General features: G+C 38.9%; 24 protein-coding genes and 1 tRNA gene. 20 read left to right on the forward strand and 5 right to left on the reverse strand.

All coding sequences use genetic code 11. The features are described from left to right. Positions 1-277 precede the first annotated feature (277 nt). The 6 genes from fliS to BS34_RS0110955 all read left to right on the forward strand — a co-directional run bounded on the left by fliS (position 278) and on the right by BS34_RS0110955 (position 7,123). Positions 278-718, forward strand: coding sequence for a flagellar export chaperone FliS (gene fliS, locus BS34_RS0110930; protein ID WP_029408547.1), 441 nt, complete (start codon positions 278-280; stop codon positions 716-718). 182 nt (positions 719-900) lie between these two features. Next, positions 901-1,785 (forward strand): RNA polymerase sigma factor RpoH, encoded by an 885-nt coding sequence (gene rpoH, locus BS34_RS0110935; RefSeq protein ID WP_038126713.1) that lies wholly within the window; start codon positions 901-903, stop codon positions 1,783-1,785. A 111-nt stretch (positions 1,786-1,896) separates the two neighbouring features. After that, positions 1,897-2,580, forward strand: coding sequence for a YoaK family protein (locus tag BS34_RS0110940; protein WP_029408549.1), 684 nt, complete (start codon positions 1,897-1,899; stop codon positions 2,578-2,580). Between the two features lie 100 nt (positions 2,581-2,680). Continuing rightward, entirely contained in the window at positions 2,681-4,831 is a 2,151-nt protein-coding gene (ovoA, locus tag BS34_RS0110945) for a 5-histidylcysteine sulfoxide synthase (RefSeq protein WP_029408550.1), read from the forward strand. A 70-nt stretch (positions 4,832-4,901) separates the two neighbouring features. Next, a complete protein-coding gene (locus BS34_RS0110950; RefSeq protein ID WP_029408551.1) occupies positions 4,902-5,843 on the forward strand; it encodes an amidoligase family protein in 942 nt (313 codons plus the stop codon). 5 nt (positions 5,844-5,848) lie between these two features. Further along, positions 5,849-7,123: a PatB family C-S lyase gene (locus tag BS34_RS0110955; RefSeq protein ID WP_233993208.1), complete on the forward strand. Its 1,275-nt coding sequence runs from the start codon at positions 5,849-5,851 to the stop codon at positions 7,121-7,123. A 3-nt stretch (positions 7,124-7,126) separates the two neighbouring features. Here the strand turns inward: BS34_RS0110955 and BS34_RS0110960 are convergent. The 5 genes from BS34_RS0110960 to aroK all read right to left on the reverse strand — a co-directional run bounded on the left by BS34_RS0110960 (position 7,127) and on the right by aroK (position 10,748). After that, a tRNA-Arg gene (locus BS34_RS0110960) sits at positions 7,127-7,202 on the reverse strand. A gap of 103 nt (positions 7,203-7,305) precedes the next feature. Next, entirely contained in the window at positions 7,306-7,845 is a 540-nt protein-coding gene (locus BS34_RS0110965) for a hypothetical protein (RefSeq protein ID WP_029408553.1), read from the reverse strand. 215 nt (positions 7,846-8,060) lie between these two features. Further along, positions 8,061-8,951: a D-hexose-6-phosphate mutarotase gene (locus BS34_RS0110970; protein WP_029408554.1), complete on the reverse strand. Its 891-nt coding sequence runs from the start codon at positions 8,949-8,951 to the stop codon at positions 8,061-8,063. A 106-nt stretch (positions 8,952-9,057) separates the two neighbouring features. Continuing rightward, complete coding sequence (gene aroB, locus BS34_RS0110975; protein WP_029408555.1) at positions 9,058-10,140, reverse strand: 3-dehydroquinate synthase; 1,083 nt, start codon at positions 10,138-10,140, stop codon at positions 9,058-9,060. A gap of 83 nt (positions 10,141-10,223) precedes the next feature. Then, the gene (gene aroK / locus BS34_RS0110980) at positions 10,224-10,748 is read right to left on the reverse strand and encodes a shikimate kinase AroK (RefSeq protein ID WP_029408556.1); all 525 of its coding nucleotides are present in this window, start codon (positions 10,746-10,748) and stop codon (positions 10,224-10,226) included. A gap of 196 nt (positions 10,749-10,944) precedes the next feature. Here aroK and gmk point away from each other — a divergent pair, with 196 nt between their 5' ends. The 14 genes from gmk to BS34_RS0111050 all read left to right on the forward strand — a co-directional run bounded on the left by gmk (position 10,945) and on the right by BS34_RS0111050 (position 26,380). Next, entirely contained in the window at positions 10,945-11,559 is a 615-nt protein-coding gene (gene gmk / locus BS34_RS0110985; protein WP_029408557.1) for a guanylate kinase, read from the forward strand. A 140-nt stretch (positions 11,560-11,699) separates the two neighbouring features. After that, positions 11,700-12,887 (forward strand): DegT/DnrJ/EryC1/StrS family aminotransferase, encoded by a 1,188-nt coding sequence (locus BS34_RS0110990; RefSeq protein ID WP_029408558.1) that lies wholly within the window; start codon positions 11,700-11,702, stop codon positions 12,885-12,887. A gap of 61 nt (positions 12,888-12,948) precedes the next feature. Then, on the forward strand, positions 12,949-14,034 hold the full coding sequence (locus BS34_RS0110995; protein ID WP_029408559.1) for an iron-containing alcohol dehydrogenase family protein: 1,086 nt from the start codon (positions 12,949-12,951) through the stop codon (positions 14,032-14,034). Positions 14,035-14,179: 145 nt separating this feature from the next. Then, a complete protein-coding gene (gene kdsB, locus BS34_RS0111000) occupies positions 14,180-14,926 on the forward strand; it encodes a 3-deoxy-manno-octulosonate cytidylyltransferase (RefSeq protein WP_029408560.1) in 747 nt (248 codons plus the stop codon). Between the two features lie 60 nt (positions 14,927-14,986). Beyond that, on the forward strand, positions 14,987-16,207 hold the full coding sequence (locus tag BS34_RS0111005; RefSeq protein ID WP_029408561.1) for a 3-deoxy-D-manno-octulosonic acid transferase: 1,221 nt from the start codon (positions 14,987-14,989) through the stop codon (positions 16,205-16,207). A gap of 106 nt (positions 16,208-16,313) precedes the next feature. Beyond that, positions 16,314-16,538 (forward strand): DNA-directed RNA polymerase subunit omega, encoded by a 225-nt coding sequence (rpoZ, locus tag BS34_RS0111010; RefSeq protein WP_029408562.1) that lies wholly within the window; start codon positions 16,314-16,316, stop codon positions 16,536-16,538. 171 nt (positions 16,539-16,709) lie between these two features. Further along, on the forward strand, positions 16,710-18,851 hold the full coding sequence (locus BS34_RS0111015) for a RelA/SpoT family protein (protein ID WP_029408563.1): 2,142 nt from the start codon (positions 16,710-16,712) through the stop codon (positions 18,849-18,851). Positions 18,852-18,918: 67 nt separating this feature from the next. Next, complete coding sequence (locus BS34_RS0111020; protein WP_029408564.1) at positions 18,919-19,305, forward strand: RidA family protein; 387 nt, start codon at positions 18,919-18,921, stop codon at positions 19,303-19,305. A 206-nt stretch (positions 19,306-19,511) separates the two neighbouring features. Beyond that, positions 19,512-20,033, forward strand: a complete 522-nt coding sequence (locus BS34_RS0111025) for a hypothetical protein (RefSeq protein WP_158661013.1) — start codon at positions 19,512-19,514, stop codon at positions 20,031-20,033. Position 20,034: 1 nt separating this feature from the next. Next, the gene (locus tag BS34_RS0111030; RefSeq protein WP_038126715.1) at positions 20,035-21,978 is read left to right on the forward strand and encodes an OmpA family protein; all 1,944 of its coding nucleotides are present in this window, start codon (positions 20,035-20,037) and stop codon (positions 21,976-21,978) included. Further along, positions 21,975-22,472 carry a Rab family GTPase gene (locus BS34_RS0111035; protein WP_029408567.1) on the forward strand — a complete coding sequence of 166 codons (498 nt, stop codon included), beginning with the start codon at positions 21,975-21,977 and terminating at the stop codon, positions 22,470-22,472. The genes BS34_RS0111030 and BS34_RS0111035 overlap by 4 nt, the downstream gene beginning before the upstream one ends. Beyond that, on the forward strand, positions 22,472-23,497 hold the full coding sequence (locus BS34_RS12745) for an HD-GYP domain-containing protein (RefSeq protein ID WP_051640865.1): 1,026 nt from the start codon (positions 22,472-22,474) through the stop codon (positions 23,495-23,497). Before BS34_RS0111035 ends, BS34_RS12745 begins: the two co-directional genes overlap by 1 nt. A 142-nt stretch (positions 23,498-23,639) precedes the next feature. Beyond that, positions 23,640-25,712 carry an ATP-dependent DNA helicase RecG gene (gene recG / locus BS34_RS0111045; protein WP_029408569.1) on the forward strand — a complete coding sequence of 691 codons (2,073 nt, stop codon included), beginning with the start codon at positions 23,640-23,642 and terminating at the stop codon, positions 25,710-25,712. Positions 25,713-25,741: 29 nt separating this feature from the next. Continuing rightward, positions 25,742-26,380: a chorismate--pyruvate lyase family protein gene (locus BS34_RS0111050; protein WP_029408570.1), complete on the forward strand. Its 639-nt coding sequence runs from the start codon at positions 25,742-25,744 to the stop codon at positions 26,378-26,380. Positions 26,381-26,394: the final 14 nt, after the last annotated feature.

The raw sequence follows: 26,394 nt of genomic DNA on the forward strand, positions 1-26,394 counted from the left end.
TACCTATTCCAACTTACCAGGCCTGGTAAGTTTCTTCTTGATAAACCACACTACCTATAAAAACAATAATCCTATTAATTACAGCAACTTAACTTAGATTTTAACTCTTGAAACAACCATATCCCCTATCTTCTTATTAAAGTTTGGCACAGCTTATGCTGTACGACAGGCAAAGCAAAAACTTAAGCGAAATTTAGAGCTAAAGTTTTGCAAAAAATATAAAGCTAAAAACACAAAGCTAAAGTTCGCTAAACACACAATTAATAGGGGAAACCTAATGACTTTAAACAACACAACACCTAATGACGTTAAAGCACCCATTTTAGAAGAGTATCACCGCAATCATGAAGCTGAAAAACAGCTTGCAGAAAACCCTCGAAAAACGATTTTATTACTTCTTCAAGGAGCGGTAGATAAAGGTAATTTAGCAAAAGTTTGCCACCAGAGTCAGGCTCTAGTAGAAAAAGGCTTTCACCTAGGTCGCATGACAACGATTCTTGATGCTTTACGTGACCGCCTAAGCTTAACTCAAGACACTCCACTAGCTTATGACTTAGAAGAGTTATATCGCTATGCTGACCAAAGTATTCAAGAATCTGTTTTTGAAAAAGATACTTTCTATCTTGATAGTGCTATCGAAATCTTAACTGAACTTCGCGATGCATGGATGGAGATGATGCAACAAACAGGGCAACTTCCTGAAAGCACTAATTCATAAATTCAATCATTTTTACCTCATTTTATAGGCCAAATTCAATAGTATTGATTTTGGCCTTTCTTTTTTGCATCCATTATCTTATTAATAATTGAGAGACAATTGACATAATTAGCACTCACTTGCAAAGAGTGCTAAAAACAGTGTATATTAACTTTATTAGTCATCATTAATGGAGTGTGTTTATGACAACTACAACTTTAGCACAAGGTTCACAGGCTAATAACCTGCCTTCTTTACATGCGTTGTCTAGCCAGTTAGTTCCGGGGCAAAACCTGGAATCTTATTTGCACACAGTTCAAAGTGTGCAAAAACTCACGGCAGAACAAGAGATGGAATTGGCGGAAAAACTATATTATCAAGATGACGTTGAAGCAGCGCGTCAGCTGATTTTATCTTCTCTTCGTTATGTTGTGCCTGTTGCTAGAACCTATAATGGGTATGGTTTGCCACTAGGCGATATTATTCAAGAAGGTAATATCGGTTTGATGAAAGCCGTTAAACGTTTTAATCCTGAAGAAAAAGTTCGCTTAATGACCTTTGCCGTGCATTGGATTCGTGCTGAAATTAATGAATATGTGATTAAAAACTGGCGTATTGTTAAAACAGCCACGACCAAAGCGCAGCGTAAACTGTTCTTTAAGCTACGTAGCTCTAAAAAGTCTTTAGAGTGGTTTAGCGATAAAGATGCTGATAGCGTAGCCGAAGAGTTAGGAGTCACTCGTAAAGATGTTCTAGAAATGGAAACTCGTCTTTACGGCAAAGACTTGCCGGTAGATATGTCTTCTGATGAGGAAGAAAATGTCACTTTTCCGGTTTTAATTAGCCAAGAGGCTGACCCAGAAACGGCGTTAGTTCAACAAAATCATGCCGACTATGAAATGGCTCGTATGCAGCAAGCATTAGCTACTTTAGATGATCGTAGTCGTGATATTTTGCAGCAACGCTGGTTGTCTGAAGATAAATCTGGATTAAAAGCTTTATCTGAGCAATATGGCGTTTCTATGGAACGCATTCGTCAAATTGAAGTGCAAGCGTTAAGCAAATTAAAAAACCAGTTAGTTGCCTAAGCCTAACTGGAGAGATTTAATAAATATTTAAAAATTAAATCCTTTTTAATAAACCAAAATAACCTTAAAGGCCTGTTTTATAACAGGCTTTTTTGTTTTTATGAGATAGAAATGCCGTATCCAATAAAAGAAACTGATTTTCACAAATTTCCTGTATTTTTACTTGCCGCTTTAATGGCAAGTTTAGCTGGCTATGTCAACAGTGCTATGTTGATTGAGTTTGCTATGCCGGTTAGCCAAATGACAGGGATTGCATCCCGCTTAAGCGACGGAATAATTCATATTCAATTTGATTTACTCATCAATGCTTCTATGGTTTTATTTGGATTTTTATTTGGCGCTTTTTTATCGGGTTTAATGATTGGTCAAAGACAATATCGTCAAGATAATGCTTATGGCTATGCGTTACTGTGTATCAGCACTTTACTTACTGCATCTACAATTCTATCTTATATAGGATCAACCTTTTCGGTTCTACTCACCGCTATAGCTTGTGGCTTACAAAATGCATTAATTGCGAGTTATCGGGGTTTACAAATTCGCACCACCCACATGACAGGAATTGTGACAGATATTGGAGTCTTCATTGCTGATTTTGTTAAAACTCGCTCACCATGGACCTGGCAAGCTTATCTACTCGTTGTCTTATTTATCAGCTTTATTGTAGGTGGTTTTATCGGTATTGTCACTTATGAATACTTTCCAAAAAGAGCAATGACTCTGCCAGCAGTGGTAATGCTCATTCTTGGCATGGTTTATTTAAAAGTAGGGGTACATCAACCAAAGAATCCTTAATTTACAATAAATAAACTTAACAGCACGTACAATTAATCTAAATTTATTATACAATAATTATACAATTATTTTATTTACCTGAATTCAGCCTGGAGCCCGTATGTTAAACCCTCAGGAACTTATCGCTCAAACACTTATCATTAACAGCGGCGATATTGAAGCCAAACGCGATGAGATTAAAGCTTACTTTAACCAAACTTACGATAGCTATGAAACCCTGTTTGAAACTTTAAAATCTGATTCTGCGTTTTATGAACGGCCTTGCTCTTTAAGACATCCTTTAATTTTTTATTTTGGTCACACGGCTACTTTTTTTACTAATAAATTAGTTTTAGCCAAACTTTTACCCGGGCGCATCAACCCGCATATTGAGTCCATGTGTGCTATTGGTGTCGATGAAATGTCTTGGGATGATTTAGATGAAACTAACTATGATTGGCCTAGTGCGGATGATGTAAGAACCTATCGTCAGCAAGTCAGAGAGGCCGTTAATGAGTTAATTGATAAGATTGAATTTACGCTTCCAATAAACTGGCAAAGCCCAATGTGGCCTATTTTAATGGGCATTGAACATGAGCGTATTCACTTAGAAACCTCATCGGTATTAATTCGTCAATTGCCAATTACTTCGGTTCAAACGCACCCACTATTCCCAACCTGCCCTTCTCATGGAAATGCACCCGCAAACTATTTAGCAGAAGTTCCCGCTGGAGAAATCAATATAAACCATACTGACCCTTCCGAAGTTTATGGTTGGGATAATGAATACGGCCATCATCAAGCAACCGTTAAGGGTTTTAAATCAGCTGCATTTTTAGTTTCTAACCAAGAATATTTAGCCTTTGTAGAAGATGGCGGTTATGAAAAACCTGAATATTGGGATGAAGAAGGCGACAACTGGCGTAAGTTTTCACCGTTAAAACATCCCACTTTTTGGGTAAAAAAGAACCACACCCCGCAAGGGAGTATAAAGGCCTGGTATCTTCGCTGTATGACAGAAGAGATTCCAATGCCATGGAACTGGCCAGTAGAAGTGAATCAACTGGAAGCACATGCTTTTTGTGTTTGGAAAGCTCAAAAAACAGGGACGCCGATACGTTTACCGAGTGAAGATGAGTATTTACGTTTGCGTGAGCATAGCCAAGCTTTAAATTTTAAACAGCAAGCCAATTGGAACTTACAAAAATACGCCTCATCAACACCTATAGATGAAAATAAAACCGGAGATTTCTATGACGTTTTAGGAAATGTCTGGCAATGGACGGCAACCCCTCTTTATCCTTATGAAGGCTTTAAAGTGCATCCACTGTATGACGACTTCACCATGCCGACCTTTGATAATAAACACAATATTTTTACTGGTGGCAGTTGGATTTCTACCGGAAATGAAATTAATGGTCATTCTCGTTATGCATTTCGTCGTCACTTTTTTCAACATGCTGGCTTTCGTTATATTGAATCCGATGCCGATGTGCAAACTAAATTTTCAACCTATGAAACGGATAAATCGGTATCACAGTATTGTGAATTTCATTACGGTGATGACTATTTTGGCATGGAAAATTTTGCCAAAAAATATGCAGAGATTGCCATCAATGCCATCAAACAAGATGCCGATTTTAGCAATACGGCAGATTTATCCGTTTTAGAGGTAGGTTGCTCAGTTGGACGCGCAAGCTTTGAACTAGCCAAGTATTTTAACAGAGTAACGGGGCTAGATTTCTCTGCACGGTTTATTCAAATTGCTAATCAATTGCAACAAAATGGCTCTATTCGCTATAGCATTCCTATTGAGGGTGAAATAATGGACTTTAAATCTAAAGCCCTTACGGACTTAGGTTTAATTGAAACCGCCTCACGTTGCCAATTTATTCAACAAGATGCCGCTAACCTTAAACCTCATATAACGGGGTTTGACATGGTACTGGCTTCAAACTTAATTGAGCGCCTCTATGATCCGGCTAAGTTTTTAAAAGACATTAATGAGCGAATAAACCCTAAAGGCTTGTTAATTATGGTCTCGGATTATTCTTGGCAGCAGGAATACACCGATAAAGACAAATGGATTGGGGGTTATAAAGATAGCCTATCAGGCGAGAATGTAACCTCTATTGAAGGACTGCATGCCATTTTGGATGAACACTTTGAATGCATCTCCACAATGCCCTCTATTCCCTCTGTATTTAGAGTCACTAGTAGAAACTTTACGCTTAATGATTCAGAAGTCACCATTTGGAAAAAAAGAACTTAACGCTTAAAAGAGGCTTTTTTACATTGATTGAATCTTGCAAATACTTTCAAAAACATCACGCTGGAAACCCATGAAACAATCTATGCAAAATCAAATCGAACACGTTATTGAACAAAGCGTAAATTGGAAAAGTAAAAATACCGAAAGCATCGATATCGAAAGGGTTGAGGGAACCCTATCGCCCAATAAATTTAAAACGCAGTTATGTGCTCAACTTCAACCCTTTGAGCAAAGCATTGTAAACTTATCAACCGGCTATGCATGTGGTTTTGAAATTGAGTTTTTTCTAAATCCCAGCAGGTTATCCGATCTTCAAAAAGAGATTGCAGACATCTTGCCTGATTATCAGATGCTGTTAATTTTTTTAGATGAAGTTCCCAAAACGAATCATCGTCACTTTTACCTTATTAAAGAAAAGACAGGCCAACCCCCAGAAGGCATGCAGAGCTTTGAATTAGTTAGCCCCATCATTGATTACAAAAGCCTACCCTATTTTATAAATACTTTTTTTACTCTACTCAATAAATACGGCGCAACAGACAATGATAGCATTGGCTTTCATTTGCACGTTTCGACTCAAAGCCCTTCAAAAATTTCCCCTATTTCATTGTTATATTTTTTAGATCAGCAAGAGGTTTTAAACGCCAAAGAGCGTCAATACACTCGAAATATTATTGAGCAGTTTTTTAGCTATTCCGCTCATGATTGGCAGTGGATTTTTGAAGAAGTCACTCGCAAATGTTACAACGTTAACTTTTTACATTACCACCATAATAATCACATTGAACTGCGCTCTATGGGCGGAGCAGGCTATCTAAAAAATAATAAAGAGATTCTCTTAAACTGTTTTCAATGCTTGTTAGCCTATGAAAGAGCTTTAAATACCCCCATCGCAACCATTGCTCAAGGAATTTTAGAAAAATATGCCTTAGACAAGCAGGTGATACAAACTAAAAACTTAAGTTACCAAGCCTTAAAAGAGTCAGATGATAACCATATATGGTTTGTTTAGAATAAATGGAAAAAAATTACATTAATTCTGTTACAATTTCGCTTAATGAAAATTTAGCACCTCTTAATCAGGTGACAACTGAAGAAGCGATTATGTTCAACTTTAACCAACCGATTTCAAGAATTGGAACTCACGCTGAAAAGTATGAGTTACGTAAGGCCGTTTTCGGCACAGAAGATGTTTTGCCTATGTGGGTAGCCGATATGGATTTACCTACGCCCCCCTTTATTTTAAATGCCATTAAATCACGCTTAAATCACTCGCTACTAGGTTATACACATACTCCTGATGCGTTGTATCAATCAATTATAGACTGGCAAAAGCAACACCATTATCAAGTCGAACCCTCTCAAATTGTATTTACTCATAATGTTGCCAATGGATTCTTTATGGCGGTTGCGGCATTAACCAGGCCTGGTGATTCTATTGTGGTGCAACTACCGATTTATCCACCTTTTTTAAAAGCACCTAAACTTCATGAACGGCATTTGGTTGAAACGCCGTTACAATTAATTAATCACCGTTATGAAGTGGACTTTGAAGCTTTTGAAAAAGCCGTTGTGGATAACTCTGTAAAACTTTTTTTATTTTGTAACCCTCAGAACCCTTCAGGCCGTGTTTGGCGGCTTGAAGAGCTTCAAGAACTGGCAGATATCTGTTTAAAACATCATGTCATTATTGTTTCTGACGAAATTCATTCTGATATGGTTTATGCCCCTAATAAGCATATTCCCATGGCCTCATTGTCCAAAGAGATCGCCAATATCACGGTGACTTTAAATTCACCTGGTAAAACGTTTAATTTAGGGGGCTTACAAATAGGTTATGCCATTATTGCCAACCCTAAACTTAAAGCCCAGTATTTGGCTATTTGCCAACAAAATTCTATTGATAGCCTTAACCTGTTTGCACAAACCGCTTTAAGTGCTGCTTATACCAACCAAGGCCTTCAATGGCGTGACGAATTACTGAACCATTTCACGGATAACATTAACTTACTAGAAAGCTTTTTTGCAAAAGAGTTCCCTAATGTAAAAATAATGCGACCAGAGGCTTCTTACTTAGTTTGGTTAGATTTTAGAGAAATATTCAGTTCTCACCAAGCGTTAAAAGATTGGTTAATACAAAAGGCAAAATTAGGATTAAATGATGGCGAAAGTTTTGGTGGAGAATGTCATGCAGGAACCGGATTTATGAGAATTAATCTCGCTGTCGCAAAAATGGAATTAGAAAAAGCCTTAAGGCAGTTGAAGCAGGCAAAACACTTTTTACCTGCATAAATATGGTACAGCCACGAGGACTCGAACCCCGAACAGCCCCTTAGGAGGGGGCAGTTATATCCAGTTTAACTATGGCCGCATTAGATTTAAAATTATTGAAATTTATAGAAACTTATAACAATTTATAATATTGCATAAAATTTCTTAAGATTTCTTAAGATTTCATTAAGTTGTATAAAATTTTAATCAGGCTGATCAAGAGCACCTAAACGTACTGTTTCATACTGACCTGTTTGGGTGTCTAGTTTATAAATATTAAAATTGGTGTCAATATTAAAATCAGAAGAACGTGAAGCATAGTTGGATGAAATACTACCTTCTGGCGAATGAATACGATGAAATACGTTCTCTGGCCAACCTAATATAGCCGCTCCGTCAAAGATTTTTTGACTATTGTGATAGATTGCATCCGGCGTGACTTCAAAGTTTTCTACCTGACCATGCTTAACGGAATAGAGCTGTACTAATCGACGCCCTTGATGAACCACTAATTTGTCTTCTTGGTCAGTATGCATATACCAATACCAAGTATCATCCCCTTTAATTAAGGGACTTTTACCACCAGGTTCATGAGTAACTAAGTCCACACCGGCTAAATCATCAACAACACCATCCACAGAAAAAAAGCACACTTTTGGCGTACTTCTTAACGCTTTAAGCGGCATGATAAAACACAAGTTTTCTATATAGGTATTTCTAAAACCAACTTCTAATGAAAGCATTTTTTACCTCACTTTTCTTTCGCACCTATCTCGTGTTTATGCCCTTAGGTGCAAAGGTCTCATAGAGAATTATAACCCTTTTTAAACATTCCTCGACTCTTGCAAAGATCTCTTAATATTAAAAACTAATTTAAATTATCCGTGTTAACACAACACTTTATTTAGAGTGTTTTTACACGAGAAGGTTCTCTGACAAAGCTCTAATAACAGAGAATCTACAAGGGTTTAACTTGGTATTTTACACTTAACATATGCTCTGCTTTACTGGCTAAAGTGAAACTATTATCCAAAACATTTCCACTTTCTACACAAGCAAATTCTAACCAGGCCTGGTCATCTATATCCGCAAATCCTTTAACCGTTTCTGGACCAGGATTCCAAACAACACTAGATTGTGAATTACGTTTTTCAATCATTATTCTGCGGTTATTATCCGCATCCACAATCGTAACCGTTTCTGATTGGTTCAAATATACCGAATCTTTAGGTGGATTTAATACCACAATCTCTTTTTCAATTTCTGCTTCGGCATTTTCATTTAGCTTATCTAAATGTGTGCTACCTTCAAACCCGGTAATTTGCATTCCAACTGGATTGGCTACTGCAAAATAAGTATGTAACGCCTCTGTTATTTCTACAGACTCATCACTTAAATTTGCACTCGTTAAGGTTAAGGTTAAGCTTTCGCCGACTTCAATACAAAGTTTTAAACTGAATGCATATGGCCATTGTGCAAGCGTTTCTTCATTTGACTCACAGCCAAGTAATACGCGGGTAACCCCGGTATCCATATGCACTGCCTTTTCAATAGACCAAACCATACTGCGTACAAAACCATGAGCTGGCAGGCCTGGTTGTTTACCAGGGCCAAACCATGGCCAACAAACAGGAACACCGCCTCTTACCGGCTTAGAACCATCATAAATAGCGTTGTTACTTACCCATAAAACCTCTTTTTGGCCTTTAGGTATAAAACTCAGAACGGATCCACCCATCGTTGTAATGGTGGCTTTAGCAAAGGGATTATCTATTTCAATCAGTTCAACTTGATCTCGGTGACTAAACTTGATGCCTTCTACAGAAAATTTTTCTTGATGATTTGTCATAAATTTATACTCCTTAAAGTTTAAATACTCCACAGTGAACTAAACAACCACGCCAAAATAATTAGACAAGATCTTTGCAAAGGTCTATTGACCTAAGACCAATGAACTAACGCCAATCGGTTAACGTCTTTTCTAAAAGTTCTTTTGGATAATCACCCGTTACATAAGCTTGCCCGATTGATTTCAAAAGCACTAAACGAATCGTTCCAGCTTGGACTTTTTTATCACCAGCCATTAAGTCTAGAAACTTATCATTGTTCATTTCTGAAACGCTTGGAGGTAAAACAGGTAAGTTAGCGCGATCAAATAATCCCTGAATGCGTTCTTCATCGGCTTGGGTTAAGTCGCCTAAAAGCTTAGACATATACACAGCTTGCATTGATCCCGCGCTGACCCCTTCTCCATGCAACCATTTTCCATAGCCCATTCCTGCTTCAATCGCATGACCAAAAGTATGTCCTAAATTAAACAGTGCACGTAACCCGGCTTCTTTTTCATCTTTAGCAACAATGTCGGCTTTATCTTGGCAAGAACGTTCAATAGCATAAGCTAAGGCTTCAGGCTCACGCGCTAATAAACGTTCAATATTGGCCTCTAACCACTCAAAAAATTCAGGGTCCTGAATCAAGCCATACTTAATCACTTCTGCCAGGCCTGCTGATAATTGACGGTCTTCTAAGGTATTTAACGATTCCGTATCAATCACCACACATTCTGGTTGGTGAAAGGCTCCAATCATGTTTTTGCCTAATGGATGATTTACCCCTGTCTTACCGCCTACAGAAGAATCTACCTGCGATAACAATGTGGTTGGCATTTGAATAAAGTTCACACCACGTTGAAAAGCAGCGGCCGCAAACCCGGTCATATCGCCAATAACCCCGCCGCCCAAAGCAACCAAAGTGCAACTACGATCAAAACGGTCGCCAATTAACTTATCAAACACGAGGTTTAAGGTTTCTAAATTTTTATACTCTTCACCGTCTGGCAACACCACCGATTCAACGTTAAAGTCAGCAAACGTTTGCTTGCACTTTTCTAAATACAATGGGGCTACCGTAGTATTGGTAACAATTAAGACTTGCTGACCCTTTACGTAAGGCTTTACCAAATTGGCATTACCCATTAAACCTTGACCAATAAAAATAGGGTAACTTCTATCCCCTAATTCAACTTTTAATGTTTTCACTTAAAATTCTCTTAATTTTTTTATATTGAGACCTTTGCAGCCGTCTCTTAAAAGGTCTCTTATTTGTCTTGTCATAAACAATACTAAACAATGTGTTCAGACTCTAGGCGATCAACAATCTGTTTTACCACTCTATGAACAGGTACTTGCTGTGTTTCAATCACTAAATCGGCCATTTCCATATACCAAGGTTCACGTTTTTGCATTAAATCTCTCAACACCTGAGCCGGGTTATCCGTTTGTAATAGCGGACGATTACGGTCATGCTTAGTTCGCTGAATCAGTGATTCAACTGGCGATTTTAAATACACCACAAAACCTCGCGTTCGTAGATGCTGTCGATTACTCTCGGTTTCTACTACACCGCCGCCGGTTGCTAATACAACTTCGGTTCGCTCTGAAAGCTCATCAATCATTGAGGCTTCACGATGACGAAAACCCTGCTCACCTTCAATATCAAAAATCATGGGGATTGTGGCACCTGTGCGCGCTTCAATTTCATGATCGCTATCAACAAATTGATAATGTAGCTTTTCAGCTAACAACTTACCTACAGTCGACTTTCCCGCCCCCATAGGGCCAACTAAAAATATACTTTCTTTATGCATCTGTTCATTATAAATACATTTTGTTAATTTACTTCATCTTATACCCTGAAATATTGATAATTTTTTACAAAAATTCAATGTCTCCTCCTTATTCATAAACTCTCATACTGAGTTTTACAAAACTAGACTCACCAAAGCGGTTAAATTCTTGTTAAAATATTTAGTCATTTTAAATTTAAACCAAAGGGAAGCCTTTATGAGCGGTTCACTTTATATTGTTTCAGCGCCATCGGGTGCTGGTAAGACCTCATTGGTTAGCAAGTTAATCGAACAAGATAGTCGCATTGTTGTCTCTGTATCTAGTACAACTCGTGACATTCGACCTGGTGAAAAAAATGGGGTGAATTACCATTTTTTAAGCGTTGAAGCTTTTAATGAAAAAATTGCTGAAGGCGATTTTTTAGAGCATGCTCAGGTTTTTGATAATTTTTATGGCACTTCAAAAAGTGCGGTAGAAGAGCAGTTAAAAGCACGTAAAGATGTCATTTTAGAAATTGACTGGCAAGGTGCTCAGCAAGTAAGAAAATTAATGCCTGAAGCCATTTCTATTTTTATACTGCCGCCTTCTAGAGAAGAGTTACGTAAACGTTTGAATAATCGAGGCACGGACAGCGAAGAAATTATTGAACGCCGTATGCGTGATGCTATAAGCGAGATGTCTCACTATGATGAATTTGACTATATTGTGGTAAATAATAATTTTGAGATTGCCTTAAATAAATTACAAAGCATTTTTACGGCAAACCGTTTAACTAAAGTGAAACAAGCAAGCATTCATAAAAACATGATTGATGCCTTACTAGAAAAATAAGCCCATATTAAGAGTCCTTTTCTTATGTCGGGAATCTAAAAAATAGTGAACAAATTGTAGCTTTTTTATACATTTATCGACTCTTGCAAAGAGTCTCACATTAATTAATACAACCCTTTTACCTACCCTAGGAGCCTGCAATGCCTGGTTTTGAGATTTTTGATGAGTCCGAGAAACAACAAATTAATGAAGTGATGGATAAAGGATTTACCTTTCGCTATAACTTTGATGGGATGCGTAATGACGTTTGGAAAGCTCGTGAACTAGAAGGCATGATTTGTGAAACACTTGATATTAAACACGCTCATTTAGTTTCGAGTGGTACGGCTGCTTTAACCGTCGCCATGGCAGCAGCAGGCATAGGTGCGGGTGACGAAGTTATTGTGCCACCATTTACGTTTGTGGCAAGTGTTGAGGCCATAGTCTTAGCGGGCGCCATTCCAGTTTTTGCAGAAATTGATGAAACCCTAACACTTTCTGCCGAAGGCATTAAAGCCGCAATTACTCCAAGAACCAAAGCGGTTAACTTTGTGCACATGTGCGGTTACGGTGGCCACATGGATGAAGTCAAAGCGGTCTGTGACAAACACAACCTTGTGCTTTTAGAAGATGCCTGTCAAGCTACTGGAGCAACCTACAAAGGCCAGTCTTTAGGCGCTATTGGACAAGTAGGAACCTTCTCTTTTGACTCCGTAAAAACCATCTCATGCGGAGAAGGTGGTGCCGTATTAACTAACGATGAAACCATCTACAATAATGCACACATGTTTTCAGATCATGGTCATGACCATATAGGCATGGATAGAGGTGCGGAAAGCCATCCAATTATGGGAAGCAACTTCCGTATTTCAGAAATGAACGCGGCGGTGGGTGTTGCACAGTGGAAAAAACTTGACCGCATATTAGCCATTCAACGTAAAAATAAAAAAGCCTTAAAAGAGGCGCTTAAAGCTTATTCAGAAGTTTCTTTTAGAGTCATTGCTGATGAGAGTGGTGACAATGCTGGCTTTCTCAGTATTATGCTTCCTACTGAAGCTCGTGCCCAAGAAGTTAATGCTGCTCTAGCTGCAGAAGGGGTTCCTGCGGTTTTTTATTGGTATGCCAATAACTGGCACTACTTAAAAAACTGGAAACACATTCATGAAATGAAAAGTTCCGCTAAATTACCCATTGATCTGATTGCTGACCGCCCAGATTATACTCAAGTCAAAACGCCAAAATCTGATGAGATTATGGGTCGTACCATTTCGATGTTAATTCAATTATCCTGGACAGAAGAAGACATTCAGTTCAGAATTGACGCATTCAAAAACGTATTTAAAAAATAAGAGTCTTTTCAAAAGCCTCAATAAAATAAAGTTAGCTACTCGCTACTAGGAATTCTATATTATGAAATTTCGTAATTTTAAAACGGTCCCTAAAATGATTTTTGGTCGTGGTTCATTTGACCAATTAGATGATGTTTTGGCGGATGAACGTGCCCAACTAGACGATTTTGTTGTCTTTTTAGTGGATGAAGTACACAAAGATAAACCTTTAGGACAGCGAATTCCAGCAACCGGTAAAGATATGATTATCTGGTTGGATGTGACTGATGAGCCTAAAACTATTTATGTAGATGGCTTAACACTTGAAGTTCAAGAATATGCCGCTAAACATCTAAATGGCAAAAACCCAGTTAGCGTTGTGGGTATTGGTGGAGGTTCTGCATTAGATTTAGGTAAGGCAGTGGCTCTAATGCTAACCAATGAAGGTGGTTCAGCCTCGTATCAAGGTTGGGATTTAATCAAAAATCCGGCGATACATCATGTAGGAATTCCCACTATTTCTGGAACGGGCGCAGAAGCTTCCCGTACTACGGTTTTAACTGGGCCCGACAAAAAATTAGGCATGAACTCTGACTATACGGTTTATGATCAAATTATTTTAGATCCCGACCTAATCCAAGGTGTTCCAAAAAAACAATGGTTCTATACCGGTATGGATTGCTATATTCATAACATTGAAGCACTAAACGGAACCTACATAAATGAGTTTGCTCGTGCATTTGGTGAAAAATCATTAGATCTATGTAATCAAGTCTTTTTGCAAGACCATCCTGATTCAGATGAAAAATTGATGATGGCCTCATATATGGGTGGACAAAGTATTGCATACAGCCAAGTAGGTGCGTGTCATGCACTTTCTTACGGTTTATCTTATGTAATGGGTTATCACCATGGCATTGGTAACTGTATTGCATTTGATGTTCTTGAAGATTTTTACCCAGAAGGGGTTAAAGTTTTCCGTGAAATGATGGAAAAACACAATATTACCTTACCAAAAGGCATTACCAAAGACCTATCAGAAGACGATATGGAAAAAATGATCCGTACCGCATCTGGTTTAGCTCCGCTTTGGGAAAATGTTTATGGCCCAAGCTGGCAAGAGAAAGTCACGCCAGAGTTATTACGTTCCCTATACTCCAAAATGTAGTTTTCGGTTCTCTTTGGCTCCCTAGCTTTGTTGGATTAATCGTCGTTTAGTAAACTAAACTTCCTCATAATCCGCCTTGCTAGGAAACCAAATAAAACCTACAAACATTTCTTCTATTCATTACAAAACATTCAGAGTCATCCTTATGAATACTTATGTCTTTATTCCTGCCCGTTATGGTTCTTCTCGTTTACCTGGTAAGCCGTTAAAACTGATTGATGGTAAACCGATGATTCAACATGTCTATGAGCGAGTTTCTAAAGCTCAGGGTTTAGCAGGTGTTTATATTGCAACCGATGATAATCGCATTAAAGATGTAGTAGAAGCTTTTGGTGGAAAAATAGTAATGACGCCTATCGAAGCCGCTTCTGGTACTGACCGTATTGCAGCCGCTGCTAAAGCTATTGGATTAAACGATGATGATTTAATCGTCAATGTACAAGGCGATCAACCTCTTGTACATCATCAATCTATAGAAGATGTTATTGCTCCGTTTTTAACAGAAGATTACGATAAAAGCTTTGAAATGAGCACATTATCATTCAAAATCATCAATGAAGCAGAAATTACTAATCCTAAAGACGTTAAATTGGTGACCGATATCAATGGTTTTGCACTATATTTTTCACGAGCCACCATCCCTTATGGGCGTGATTATTGGGATCATGATAGCTTCAAACATTTAGGCGTTTACGCTTATACCAAAGGTTTTGTCGACACGTTTAATGCGCTACCAATGGGCCGACTTGAAGATATTGAAAAACTTGAACAGCTGAGAGCATTAGAATTTGGCCATAAAATTAAAGTGGTTCAGAGTCAATATGATTCACCAGAAGTCGACTTACCCGGTGATATTGCCATTATGGAAGCCTTATTACAGGCTGGACATTAAACTACCACACCCCGCAAGGGGGTATACAGGCCTGGTAAATTTAAAATGAGTTAAAAATAAATGCCTATTTATCAAATATTAATTCGCTTACTTAGCCCGTTTATTTGGCTAATTGTGATTATTGAAGGATTAAAAACCCAAGCTGGCTGGGCATTTATCTCACAAAAGCTGGGATTACACTACAGTAAACCTACTCAAAACTTTCAGCATCCTTACTGGATTCATTGTGCATCAGTAGGTGAAGTTAAAGCTGCAGAACCCCTTATTAGATATTTGATGTCTGAACATAAAATTCTATTAACTACCAACACCAAAACAAGTCAACAATTAGTTAAAGAACTCTTTGAACAACAGGTATGCCATCGTTATTTGCCGTTTGATTGGCCATTTGCTTTAAAACGATTCATTAAGACATACAAACCTAGTCGCCTGTTGATTGTTGAGACCGAAATATGGCCTAATTTGTTTAGAGTAGCTAACAAAAATGGCATTGAAATCTGCATTTTAAATGGTCGCTTAACCCAAAAAACCTTTCAATCTCCAAACTGGTTGCAAACTGCCTATCGCAACAGTTTACGCCGCGTTGACACAATCATCGCTCGTTCTGAAATCGATGCTCAGCTATTTAGCAAGTTAGGTGCAGATCCAAAGAAAATTCAAGTTTTAGGCAACCTCAAATATTCTGCTCAGCCCGAAATACAAAAACAAACTAGACCCATAGAGAGAGACTTTATCCTCGCCGCATCTACACATGATGATGAAGAATTAAATATTACTCAGCTTTGGCTGGAATTAAATCGACCAGAACTACTGGTGATTGTGCCTCGCCACCCAAAACGCAGCATTAAAATTCAAAAACAACTACAATTTTTAGGCTCAACGTTAAAAGTTGCAACCAAAAATGAATCCATTGAAGACGATACAAAGGTTTATTTAGATGACCGGATCGGCCGTTTATTACCGCTGTACGCATATGCAAAGATTGTTATTATGGGCGGTAGCTATGTAGCAAAAGGCGGACATAATATCTTAGAACCCGCAGCCTTTAAAAAAGCAATTCTTACGGGTAACGATAGCTCTGATTTTCAAGATGAGATGAATTTACTGAAAGCTGAAAATGGCATTATTCAAAATGACAATTACCGACAATTACAACACGATCTTATTACTTTACTTGACCATCCAGACCAAGCACAGCAACTTGGTGAAAATGCCTACCAGGCCTTACAAAAACAAAAAAACACCCTACAAAACTACTTAACGGCCTTAAATATTCAGTAATCATCCTTAAAACCTTGCATTTATTATAGATTTACATAGCCTCTTGGGTACAAATTAAGGTAAAATAACTCCTTACCTTTGAATTTTATGGGATAGGAACAAAATTATGGCACGTGTCACAGTAGAAGATTGTTTAACGCAGGTTGAAAACCGTTTTGAGCTTGTTATTTTAAGTGCTAAACGCGCACGCCAACTAGCTAACGGTGCTGAAGCAACATTAGAATGGGAAAAAGACAAGCCAACAGTGATGGCTTTACGCGAACTAGCTGAAAATACCATTGATGGAGAAGTCGTTATGGCTGATCCAGATACTCCTCCATTTTTTAGCTAATTAAACCTTTTTATTTAGAAATTTATTTTTATTTTTATTTGAGACTTTTAGACAAATCGAGGGATATAAAAAATAAAATAACTTTTTAGATTTAATCTAAAGAATTATCTCCTTTTTTATACATTCATCGACGCTTGAAACGGTCTTTATTTAAAGGGTTTTTTTACATCTATGCCAACACCAACTTCAATAGACGGTTTAATCAAGAAAGCCTCTGCTTATTTAAACCCTGAACAAGTAGAATTGGTTCAATCTGCCTATGAATTTGGTGCGCTTGCACACCAAGGTCAAACTCGTAAAGCGGGTGGTGACTATATCTGGCACCCTGTTGCCGTAGCCGAAATATTGGCAGAAATTCAACTCGACAAAGAGAGCTTAATTGCCGCTATTTTGCACGATGTAGTTGAAGACACCTCTTATACCAAACAAGACATCACTGAACGCTTTGGCGAAAACGTTGCTGAAATTGTGGATGGCGTTACCAAATTAGGTAAATTAGAGTTTGATAACCCTCAGGAAGCGCAAGCAGAAAACTTTCGCAAAATGATTTTAGCAATGGCTCGAGACATTCGAGTAATTCTTATTAAACTTGCTGACCGACTTCACAATATGCGTACTCTAGGCGTTATGCGTCCAGACAAACAACGCCGTATTGCCCGTGAAACGCTGGATATTTTTGCCCCTATTGCCGGGCGATTAGGTATCAATGCGGTACGTATTGAACTTGAAGACCTAGGCTTTAGAGCCATGCATCCTACACGCTTTGCGGTTTTAGAAAGTGCGGTTAAAAAAGCACGCGGTAACCGAAAAGAAGTCATAGAACACATTTCAGAAACTTTCTACAACCGATTAGCCCAAGAAAAAATATCCTGCAAAGTAATTGGTCGAGAAAAACATTTATACAGTCTGTATAAAAAAATGAAACATAAGCGTCAAAATTTTAATGACATCTTAGATATTTTTGCCTTCAGAATTATTGTTAATTCTGCTGATGATTGTTACCGCACATTAGGCGCTGTGCATTCTATTTACAAACCGCTTCCTGGTCGCTTTAAAGACTATATTGCGATTCCAAAACCGAATGGTTATCAGTCACTGCATACGGCCTTATTTGGTCCTTATGGTGTGCATTTAGAAGTGCAAATTCGTTCAGAAACTATGCATGAAGTCTCAGAACATGGTATTGCAGCGCATTGGCAATATAAGCAAGAACATACAGATGAAGAAAACTCAACTTCGCACGTTGATTTAAGAGCCCAAGAATGGGTTAAAAACCTCTTAGAAATTCAGCAAAGTGCAGGGAACTCACTAGACTTTTTAGAAAACGTTAAAATTGACCTTTTTCCAGATGTTATCTACGTATTCACCCCCAAAGGCGACATTATCACTCTGCCAACCGGTTCAACTCCGGTTGATTTTGCCTATGCGGTTCATACGAATATTGGGCATAGTACGGTCGGTTGTCGTATTGACAAAAAATTAGTACCGCTGCGTACACCGTTAGAAAGTGGTAAAACCATCAATATTATCAAAGGCTCTGAAGCTCAACCCAATCCTGCTTGGTTAAACTTTGTTAAAACGGCTAAGGCTCGCTCGCAAATACGTCATTACATGAAAAACCAACAGTCTGGAGAAGCTATTGCATTAGGTAAACGCATGCTAAGCAAATCTCTGCGTAAATTTAACATGGCTTATGATGGTCTAACTGATGAAATTAGAAACCATCTAATTCAGGAATTAAAACTGACTGACTGGGATCAGCTTTTATGTGAACTTGGTATAGGTAACAGAATGTCACCGCTTGTTGCTAAACAGGTTCATGACATTGTTTTAGGTTCAGAAGATACCGTAGCCCCTAAAAATGCTAATCTTGATATAGCATTACCTATTTCTGGAACAGAAGGCATGGTGGTACATTTTGCCAACTGCTGTCACCCGATTCCTGGAGATGAGATTATCGGTTTTGTCAGCACAGAAAAAGGCTTAGTAATCCACCGTGAGACCTGTCATAACATTAAAAACATTCGTAATCAGCCTGATAAATGTTTAGACGTTCAGTGGGAAGAAGCCTCTGATGCCACCTTCTTAGCTGAGCTCCAAGTTGAAGCTAAAAATGAACGAGGAACGCTCGCCACCATTGCGAATGCCATTGCTACAACCAACACAGACATTGAACGGGTTCGTTCTGAAGATAAAGACGAATCCTACAGTTTAATGCAGTTTGTGATTAATGTTAGAGATCGTAACCAATTAGCAATGGTAATTAAACGTCTAAAACGCCTCCCCATTGTTGAGAAGGTGCAGCGTTTATAAAAACCCTCTACCTAGAAGATTATCTACTTAATCGATTTCTACCCTAATTTATCAATAAGGAATTAACATGCGCGAAACTATTGCTACTGACAACGCTCCCCAAGCTATTGGAACTTACTCTCAAGCCGTTCGTATTGGTAATACCGTTTACCTTTCTGGACAAATCGCCTTAATTCCTGAAACCATGGAATTAAGAGAAGGTGATATTTCTGAACGTATTAATCAGGTATTTAAAAACTTAAGTGCGGTTTGTGAAGCCGCTGGGGGTTCTTTACAAGATATTGCAAAACTTAATATCTTCTTAACCGATATGAGCCACTTTGCTACCGTAAATGAAATTATGGCGCAATATTTTCAACAGCCTTACCCTGCTCGTGCCGCAGTTGCCGTAAAACAGTTACCTAAAGATACGGATGTTGAAATGGATGGCGTAATGGCGTTATCGTCTTATTAAGACTCTCCTGTAAGAGTTGACCTAGTTTATTAGGTCAACTCACACAATAAAATACTTCACTACTTTAAAGTATTCACGACTCAATAAATTACTTTAGCGGTCGATATAAAATTAGTAGTTTTTACTAAAAGAAGCTAATATTAACTACTAATTCAATCTAAACGTTTAAAACACAATCTTTTTAATTGTGATAAAGGAGTCTGATGGTGTCAGATACGTATAAACCAGAGGCAGTCAACCCTGAAACCTTGCCAACCCCAGATTCGAATATGGCACAGGTTAAAAACCTGCTATTTGGAGCTGAAGTACAAGAGCTTAATCAAAAACGTGAGCGGCTTGAAAACGCTTTTAACGAGAGGTTAGCCGCATTAGAAAAAGACTTTAAGCATCAAATTAAAGCGCTTAACAGTGACTTTTCACAGCAATTAACCTCTGAAAAAAAGCACAGTCAGCAGGATCTTCAAGTCACCAAGCAACATTTTCAACAGGTTGAAGATCAGCTTGAAGCACTTACCCAGCAACAATCCAAAAACCACCAACAGCTTGAAGACCTTTTACACATAGAGATATCAGACTTAAACAAACAGATGAATGATCAGTTTGATCAGCTCGAAACGCTTATTCAACAAAAGATCGATCAACTTCACGAGCGAAAAGTCAGCAAAGAGCAAATGGCTGATTTATTAATGACTCTCGCACAAGGCATTAAGCAGTCCTCTGCTGAATAATATGAGCATGAGCCAAACGCCATCCTCTAACGCTTCAATTGAGCCGAAACTAAAAAGCCTGTCAGATAAGCAAGTTAAACAACTTAAGGCACTCCTTTTTAATGACGCTGAGTTGGCGGTGCTCGACGCCCCCGCTCCAACAATTGAAAAACTAGATGATCCTGAGTTAGAAAAATTACGTCAGCTCCTGTTTCCAAAGGAAGCGTTACGTCAATTACTTCTTATTGAGGATTATCAAAAGCTACAAACCCTACTCGCGTGGCTTGAACAACATCAGCAAGACCCAAAAAAACTGGCCCAGGCTTTACCTCTGGCATTTGAGGAGCTTAATAAAAATAGCACCCGTTTAGCTGAGATTTTAGCGCCTCAAATCGAGAAAGGGTTACACCGTTCTGTCACTAAAAATCCTCAGCCCTTAATTGATTCATTGTTTCCCATTATTGGACCAATGATTCGCAAATCAATCTCTGAATCGCTGAGTGACATGCTCAAAAGCATTAACCAACTAGTTGATCAAAGCTTTTCCATTCAAGCTCTACGATGGCGGATAGAGGCTCAAAGAACCGGCAAAAGTTATGCTGAAGTGGCTCTTTTGCGCAGTCTGGACTTTCAGGTAGACCAGGTGTTCTTAATTCACCAAGAAACTGGAATTTTACTCAAGCACCTGACCTCACCAGAAAGTCTGCACAAAGATGGCGACATGGTCTCTGGCATGCTAAGTGCGGTTCAAGACTTTGTGACCGACGCTTTTAATATTAGTGAGGGTAACTACCTAAGCGAGCTGAAACTGGGAGACTTTACCCTTATTCTTGAAAAAGGGCCTAAAGCTTCGATTGTTGCCGCTATTTTGGGAAAACCACCGGCGTCTATTCGACTTGATTTACAACAACGACTTGAGTCGCTGCATTATGATTTGCATGATGAATTTGAAAGTTTCAACGGAGATACCCAAGCCTTTGATTCGGCAATCGAAGACCTTGAAAGCCTATTAATTTGTAAGAAGCGTCCGCGTAAAAAACCCATCCTACGCTGGATAATTATAATCCTTATCTTATTGTCTTTACTGGGGTATGCCAGTTACAAAACTTGGCTTAACTTTCAAAGTCAACAGGCCTGGTCAAGCCTGATAACGTCCCTCAATCAACAGCCCGGGATTATCATTACCCATGCCGAAAAAAATAACCTACAAGGCTTGGCAGATCCTTTAATCGGTGATGTAAAAAACTACGTTAGCCAGCATAAGTTAATAGATAGCGAAGTCCTCCAAATTGAGGCTATTCAATGGCAGTTCAAGCCCTTCATTTCACTAGAGCCTGACGTCATTGAGAAGAGAATTAAACGTCATCTTAAGTTGCCACAAGGCGTTAATTATCAGTATACAAATGGCGTACTTTCTCTTCATGGCCAGACTACCCACGAATGGTTACAAAGCAACCAAGCAAAGCTTTATTCAATTCAAGGGGTGTTTGAGATTGAGCACTCTGCCTTAACCTTCACTGACTTAAAAGCCGAACAAATGCGTTTACAAAAGTTACAAGCTCAACACCTAGCCGAAGCGGCTCTCCAAGAGGCGATTAACAAAGTGGAGAGCTTTGAAGTTTATTTTTCTATTAATAAGACTCAATTAAGCAGTGAAAGTAAGCAGATGTTGACTGACTTAAAACCGGCGTTAAACGCCATTGTGCAATCGACTAAGCAATTAAATCAGCATGCCGAGCTCGTCGTCATTGCTAACATTGACAATGGTAATGGCACTCTAAAGTTAAATCAACAACTCGCACAGAAGCGTGCCGATGCCGTTTTAACAGAGATAAAATCGCTAATTCAAAACGCCAATATAAAATTTTCTACCCGCTTAACCTCTACTGCGGTAAAATCTATAGAATTAAATTCCAGTAATATACGTCATGTCACAATAAAGGTTAAGGTAGCTCCCAACTCATGATTCAAAAAAAAATCTGTCTTATCGGTGCTTTTTCTGTTGGAAAGACCAGTCTTATCCGTCAATTTGTAGAAAGTATTTTTACTGAAAAATATCTAACGACCGTGGGCGTCAAAATTGATAAAAAAGTACTCGAGCTCGAAGAGGGCCCCATCAAGTTGATGATTTGGGATTTAGCGGGTGAAGATGACTATACCGAAATTCGCTTACCTTACCTTCGCGGAGCATCGGGTTTTATTTATGTGGCTGACGGAACCCGAGCAGAGACCTTAACTAAAATCGTTGATATTCAAGAGCACATTGATGCGGATTTTGGAAGACTTCCGTTTGTGCTTGCCATAAATAAGCATGACCTAATCGGAGAATGGGAAGTTAAGCAGAGTCATATTGATCACTTACATTGTAAAAGCTGGAGCATACACAAAACCAGTGCCTTAACAGGAGAATCTGTTGACCAACTTTTCACAGATTTAGCACAACAAATGGTAAAACCGTAATGCAAAGTATTTCTGAAACCCTTTTATATGAAATAAGTGCGGTCCTGCTTGAGTGTCAACCGGATGACAATTTAGTTAGAGTCACGCCAGAAACAGAATGGTTTGAATACCTATTCTCTGCCTCCAGCTTGATGGATAAATACCACATTGATAAACATTTACCCTTTTTGAGTAATTTTTTAATTGATGCAAAAGAGCATTGGAAACAAGGTAAAGAGGGATGCATTAATTCAGGCCCGTGGGTGGAAATGTACCAAGGTCAAGAACTCGCATTGGAAGCCTTAGCACTTAACTTTTCACGAAAACACTTTATTTTAATTAAGAACTTGGGTGAAACCTACCTTGAGTTAAGCAACACGTTACAAATTGCACGCGATAATCTGTTGACCGCTGAAAAGCTCGAAAAAGAACTTATAAAACGAAATGCAATGTTAAAACACCGCGAAGAACAAATTGCTTTGCGATTATTGGCGGCTGCTGATTACCGAGATGAAGAAACCGGTGCGCACATTCAGCGCATAGGGCTTTATTCAAAAGCCATCGCAACCGCGCTCAACCTCAATCAAGATATTCTAGAAAATATTCAAATTGCCGCTTCGATGCATGATATTGGTAAAATTGCCATCCCAGATCATATTTTGCTTAAACCTGGTTCATTTGAACCAGACGAACTCAAACAGATGCGTACGCATGCTGAACTCGGTGCCAAAATGCTTAAAGGTACCGATATTCCACTGTTAAACATGGGATACTCTATCGCCATGAATCACCACGAAAAGTGGGATGGCACTGGCTACCCCAACAACTTAAAAGGTGAGCAAATTCCAATCGAGGCTAGAATTGTGGCGATTGTCGATGTATACGATGCGATGTTAAGTGCACGTCCTTATAAAAAACCTTTCTCAGAAGATTTTGTCTTGCAACATATGACGGAAAATAGAGGCCTTCATTTTGATCCCAATGTATTTGATACCTTCCTCTCAATTCTTCCAGAAATACGTCGGATTAGAAGTGAGGTCCAATAAACACCCATACCCATTCAAATCCCGTCTCTATAAATAGGGCTATCATCACGCCATGCCCATTTAAATTCACCTCTCAATTAAAGTACCGTACCAGGCCTGTTGGATTTTGATAAAATTCTATTCCTCTAATTAAGATTGAATTATGCTATCTGAATACTCGCTCAACAACCTAAAAGGCGTTGGTCCTAAGCAACTTGAAAAGCTCCAAAAACTGGGGCTTTTTGTCGTTGAAGATTTACTGTTTCACTTACCCCTTCGATATCAAGATAAAACCAAAGTTACCGCAATAGAAATGGCTCGCATTGGCAGTGAGGTGTTAATTGATGGTGAAATTTTTTCTCAAGCCTTAACGCGCGGTAAAAGAAACAGTTTACTGGTTAAAATACAGTCTCAAGAAGGCACCATTCTTACCTTACGTTTTTTTCATTTTCATTATCGTCAGGCTCAACAGTTTACACGAGGTAAAAATTTACGCGTGTTTGGTGAACTGCGTTCAGGCCCTAATGGTCTTGAAATGGTACACCCAAGCTACCAATTCATTACTCCAAACAACCCTCCTGAACTTGAGAGCACCCTAACACCAACCTATCCCACTACTGAAGGCTTAGGCCAAGCATCTTTACTTAAACTAATTCAACAAGCTATTACCCTATTTAAGCAACATCCTTTGCAAGAGCTATTACCTCAACGCTTATTAAATGAACTCCAACTGCCTGACCTTAATAGTGCAATATTAACCCTGCATCAACCTCAGCCAGAGGATGACTTAGAGAAAATCAAACAATTTTCCCACCCCGCACAACAACGCCTTATTGTTGAAGAATTAATCAGTCAACAAGCTGGCTTACAGCTATTAAGACAAACTGAGCAAAAACGCTCCGCACCTGCCTTGCCTCATAGCCAAGCTTGTAATGCCCTTTTAGCTAGCCTCCCTTTTACACTCACTCAAGCCCAACAACGAGTTTTACAAGAGATACAAAAAGACTTAACCCTACCTCACCCAATGCAACGTTTAGTGCAAGGAGATGTGGGTTCAGGTAAAACGGTTATTGCCGCCTTAGCGGCAATACAAGCTGCTGATGCTGGCTACCAGGTAGCGGTAATGGCACCTACAGAAATATTAGCTGAACAGCATTTAAATGCATTCTTAGAATGGTTAGAGCCGCTTAACATTAAAGTTGCTGCATTAAACGGACGAATGAAAACGGCTGAGAAACGATTTCAATTAGCACAAATTGAATCAGGAGAAGCCAAAGTTGTTATTGGTACCCACGCTCTGTTTCAAGATAGCGTTATCTTTAACCAACTCGGCCTGGTTGTCATTGATGAACAACATCGTTTTGGGGTTCATCAACGCTTAGCTCTGCATGAAAAAGGTCAAAACCAAGAGATTCATCCTCATCAACTGGTTATGACTGCCACTCCGATTCCACGAACCTTAGCCATGACGGCTTATGGCGATTTGGATTTATCCGTTATTGATGAGCTTCCACCAGGAAGAAAACCAATTGAAACCGCGGTTTTAAGTAATGAAAAACGCGCCTCGGTAATGGAACACCTCTACGCAAAATGTAAACAAGGCATTCAAGCTTATTGGGTCTGTCCTTTAATAGAAGAATCAGAGTTATTACATGCACAAGCTGCAGAAGTTACCGCCACCCAGTTTACCGATTATTGGCCTGACTTAAGAGTGGGGTTGGTTCATGGTCGCTTAAAAGGTGAACAAAAAGCCGCCGTCATGAATGCCTTTAAAAATCATGAATTAGATTTATTAGTCGCCACCACGGTAATAGAAGTAGGTGTCAACGTGCCTAATTCAAGCTTAATGATTATAGAAAATGCAGAACGGCTAGGTTTAGCTCAGCTTCACCAATTACGAGGTCGAGTGGGACGTGGTGACCTACAAAGTCATTGCGTATTGCTCTATCAAGCTCCTCTTTCGGAAACTGGAAAAGCACGTTTAAATATTATGCGTGATACCACGGATGGGTTTAGAATTGCCGAGGAAGATTTAAAAATTCGAGGCCCTGGAGAAATCCTTGGAACTAAACAAACCGGAGGTTTACAATTTCGTATTGCAGACCTCAAACGTGACAGTCAATGGATTCCAACCGCGCAGCATTGGGCGCAAATCTTGGTAAAAGAAGATGCTAAAATCGTAGAAAAACTTCAAGCTCGCTGGGTTGGAGAAAAGATAGAGTATCAACATGCATAAAACAATAAAAGTGAATTTCTAGGTTTCTTATGGCATCTACCCCCCCTTTAAATAGGCTTGCAAAAATTAAAGCACTAATGCAAGAAAAGCAAAAAGCCAATTCCTCCATAAAGCCACAATTTTGGAAGCCTTCTGGGTTATTATGCCGAATATCCCCGTCTAAAAAAATTCAATCCTGGCTTACAACGCCAACTTCACTAACCGCAAAATTGCGAGTTTTATGCCCTAATCTATATGTAGTTGTATTATCAGAAAAATTTGAACTCCCGCTACTTTATGAAGCTCAAAAATTGGGAATTGATAGAGATGAAGAAGTTTGGGTACGCTGTGTACTACTAAAATGTGACCAAAAAAATTGGGTATATGCGCGCACCATTATCCCCAATCTAACCGCTCAAAATCCATGGCACAACCTACAAAATTTAGGTAATAAACCTTTGGGTGAAATTTTATTTGAACTGCCAAGCATTCAGCGTTCAGGGTTTGAATTTTCTAAAGATACCTTAGCTTTTTGGCCCTACTTAACTGAACACTTAAGTGAAAAAAATGCGGAAAAACTTCCCGGCTTTGCCAGAAGATCTATTTTTAAGCAACAAAACGCCCCATTATTACTGACCGAAGTCTTTCTACCAGGCCTGGTAGATCCTTTGGCAGATCATGCAATTTAAGCTACTTAATTAGA

Source organism: Thiomicrorhabdus sp. Milos-T2, assembly GCF_000702325.1.
Lineage (GTDB): Bacteria > Pseudomonadota > Gammaproteobacteria > Thiomicrospirales > Thiomicrospiraceae > Thiomicrorhabdus.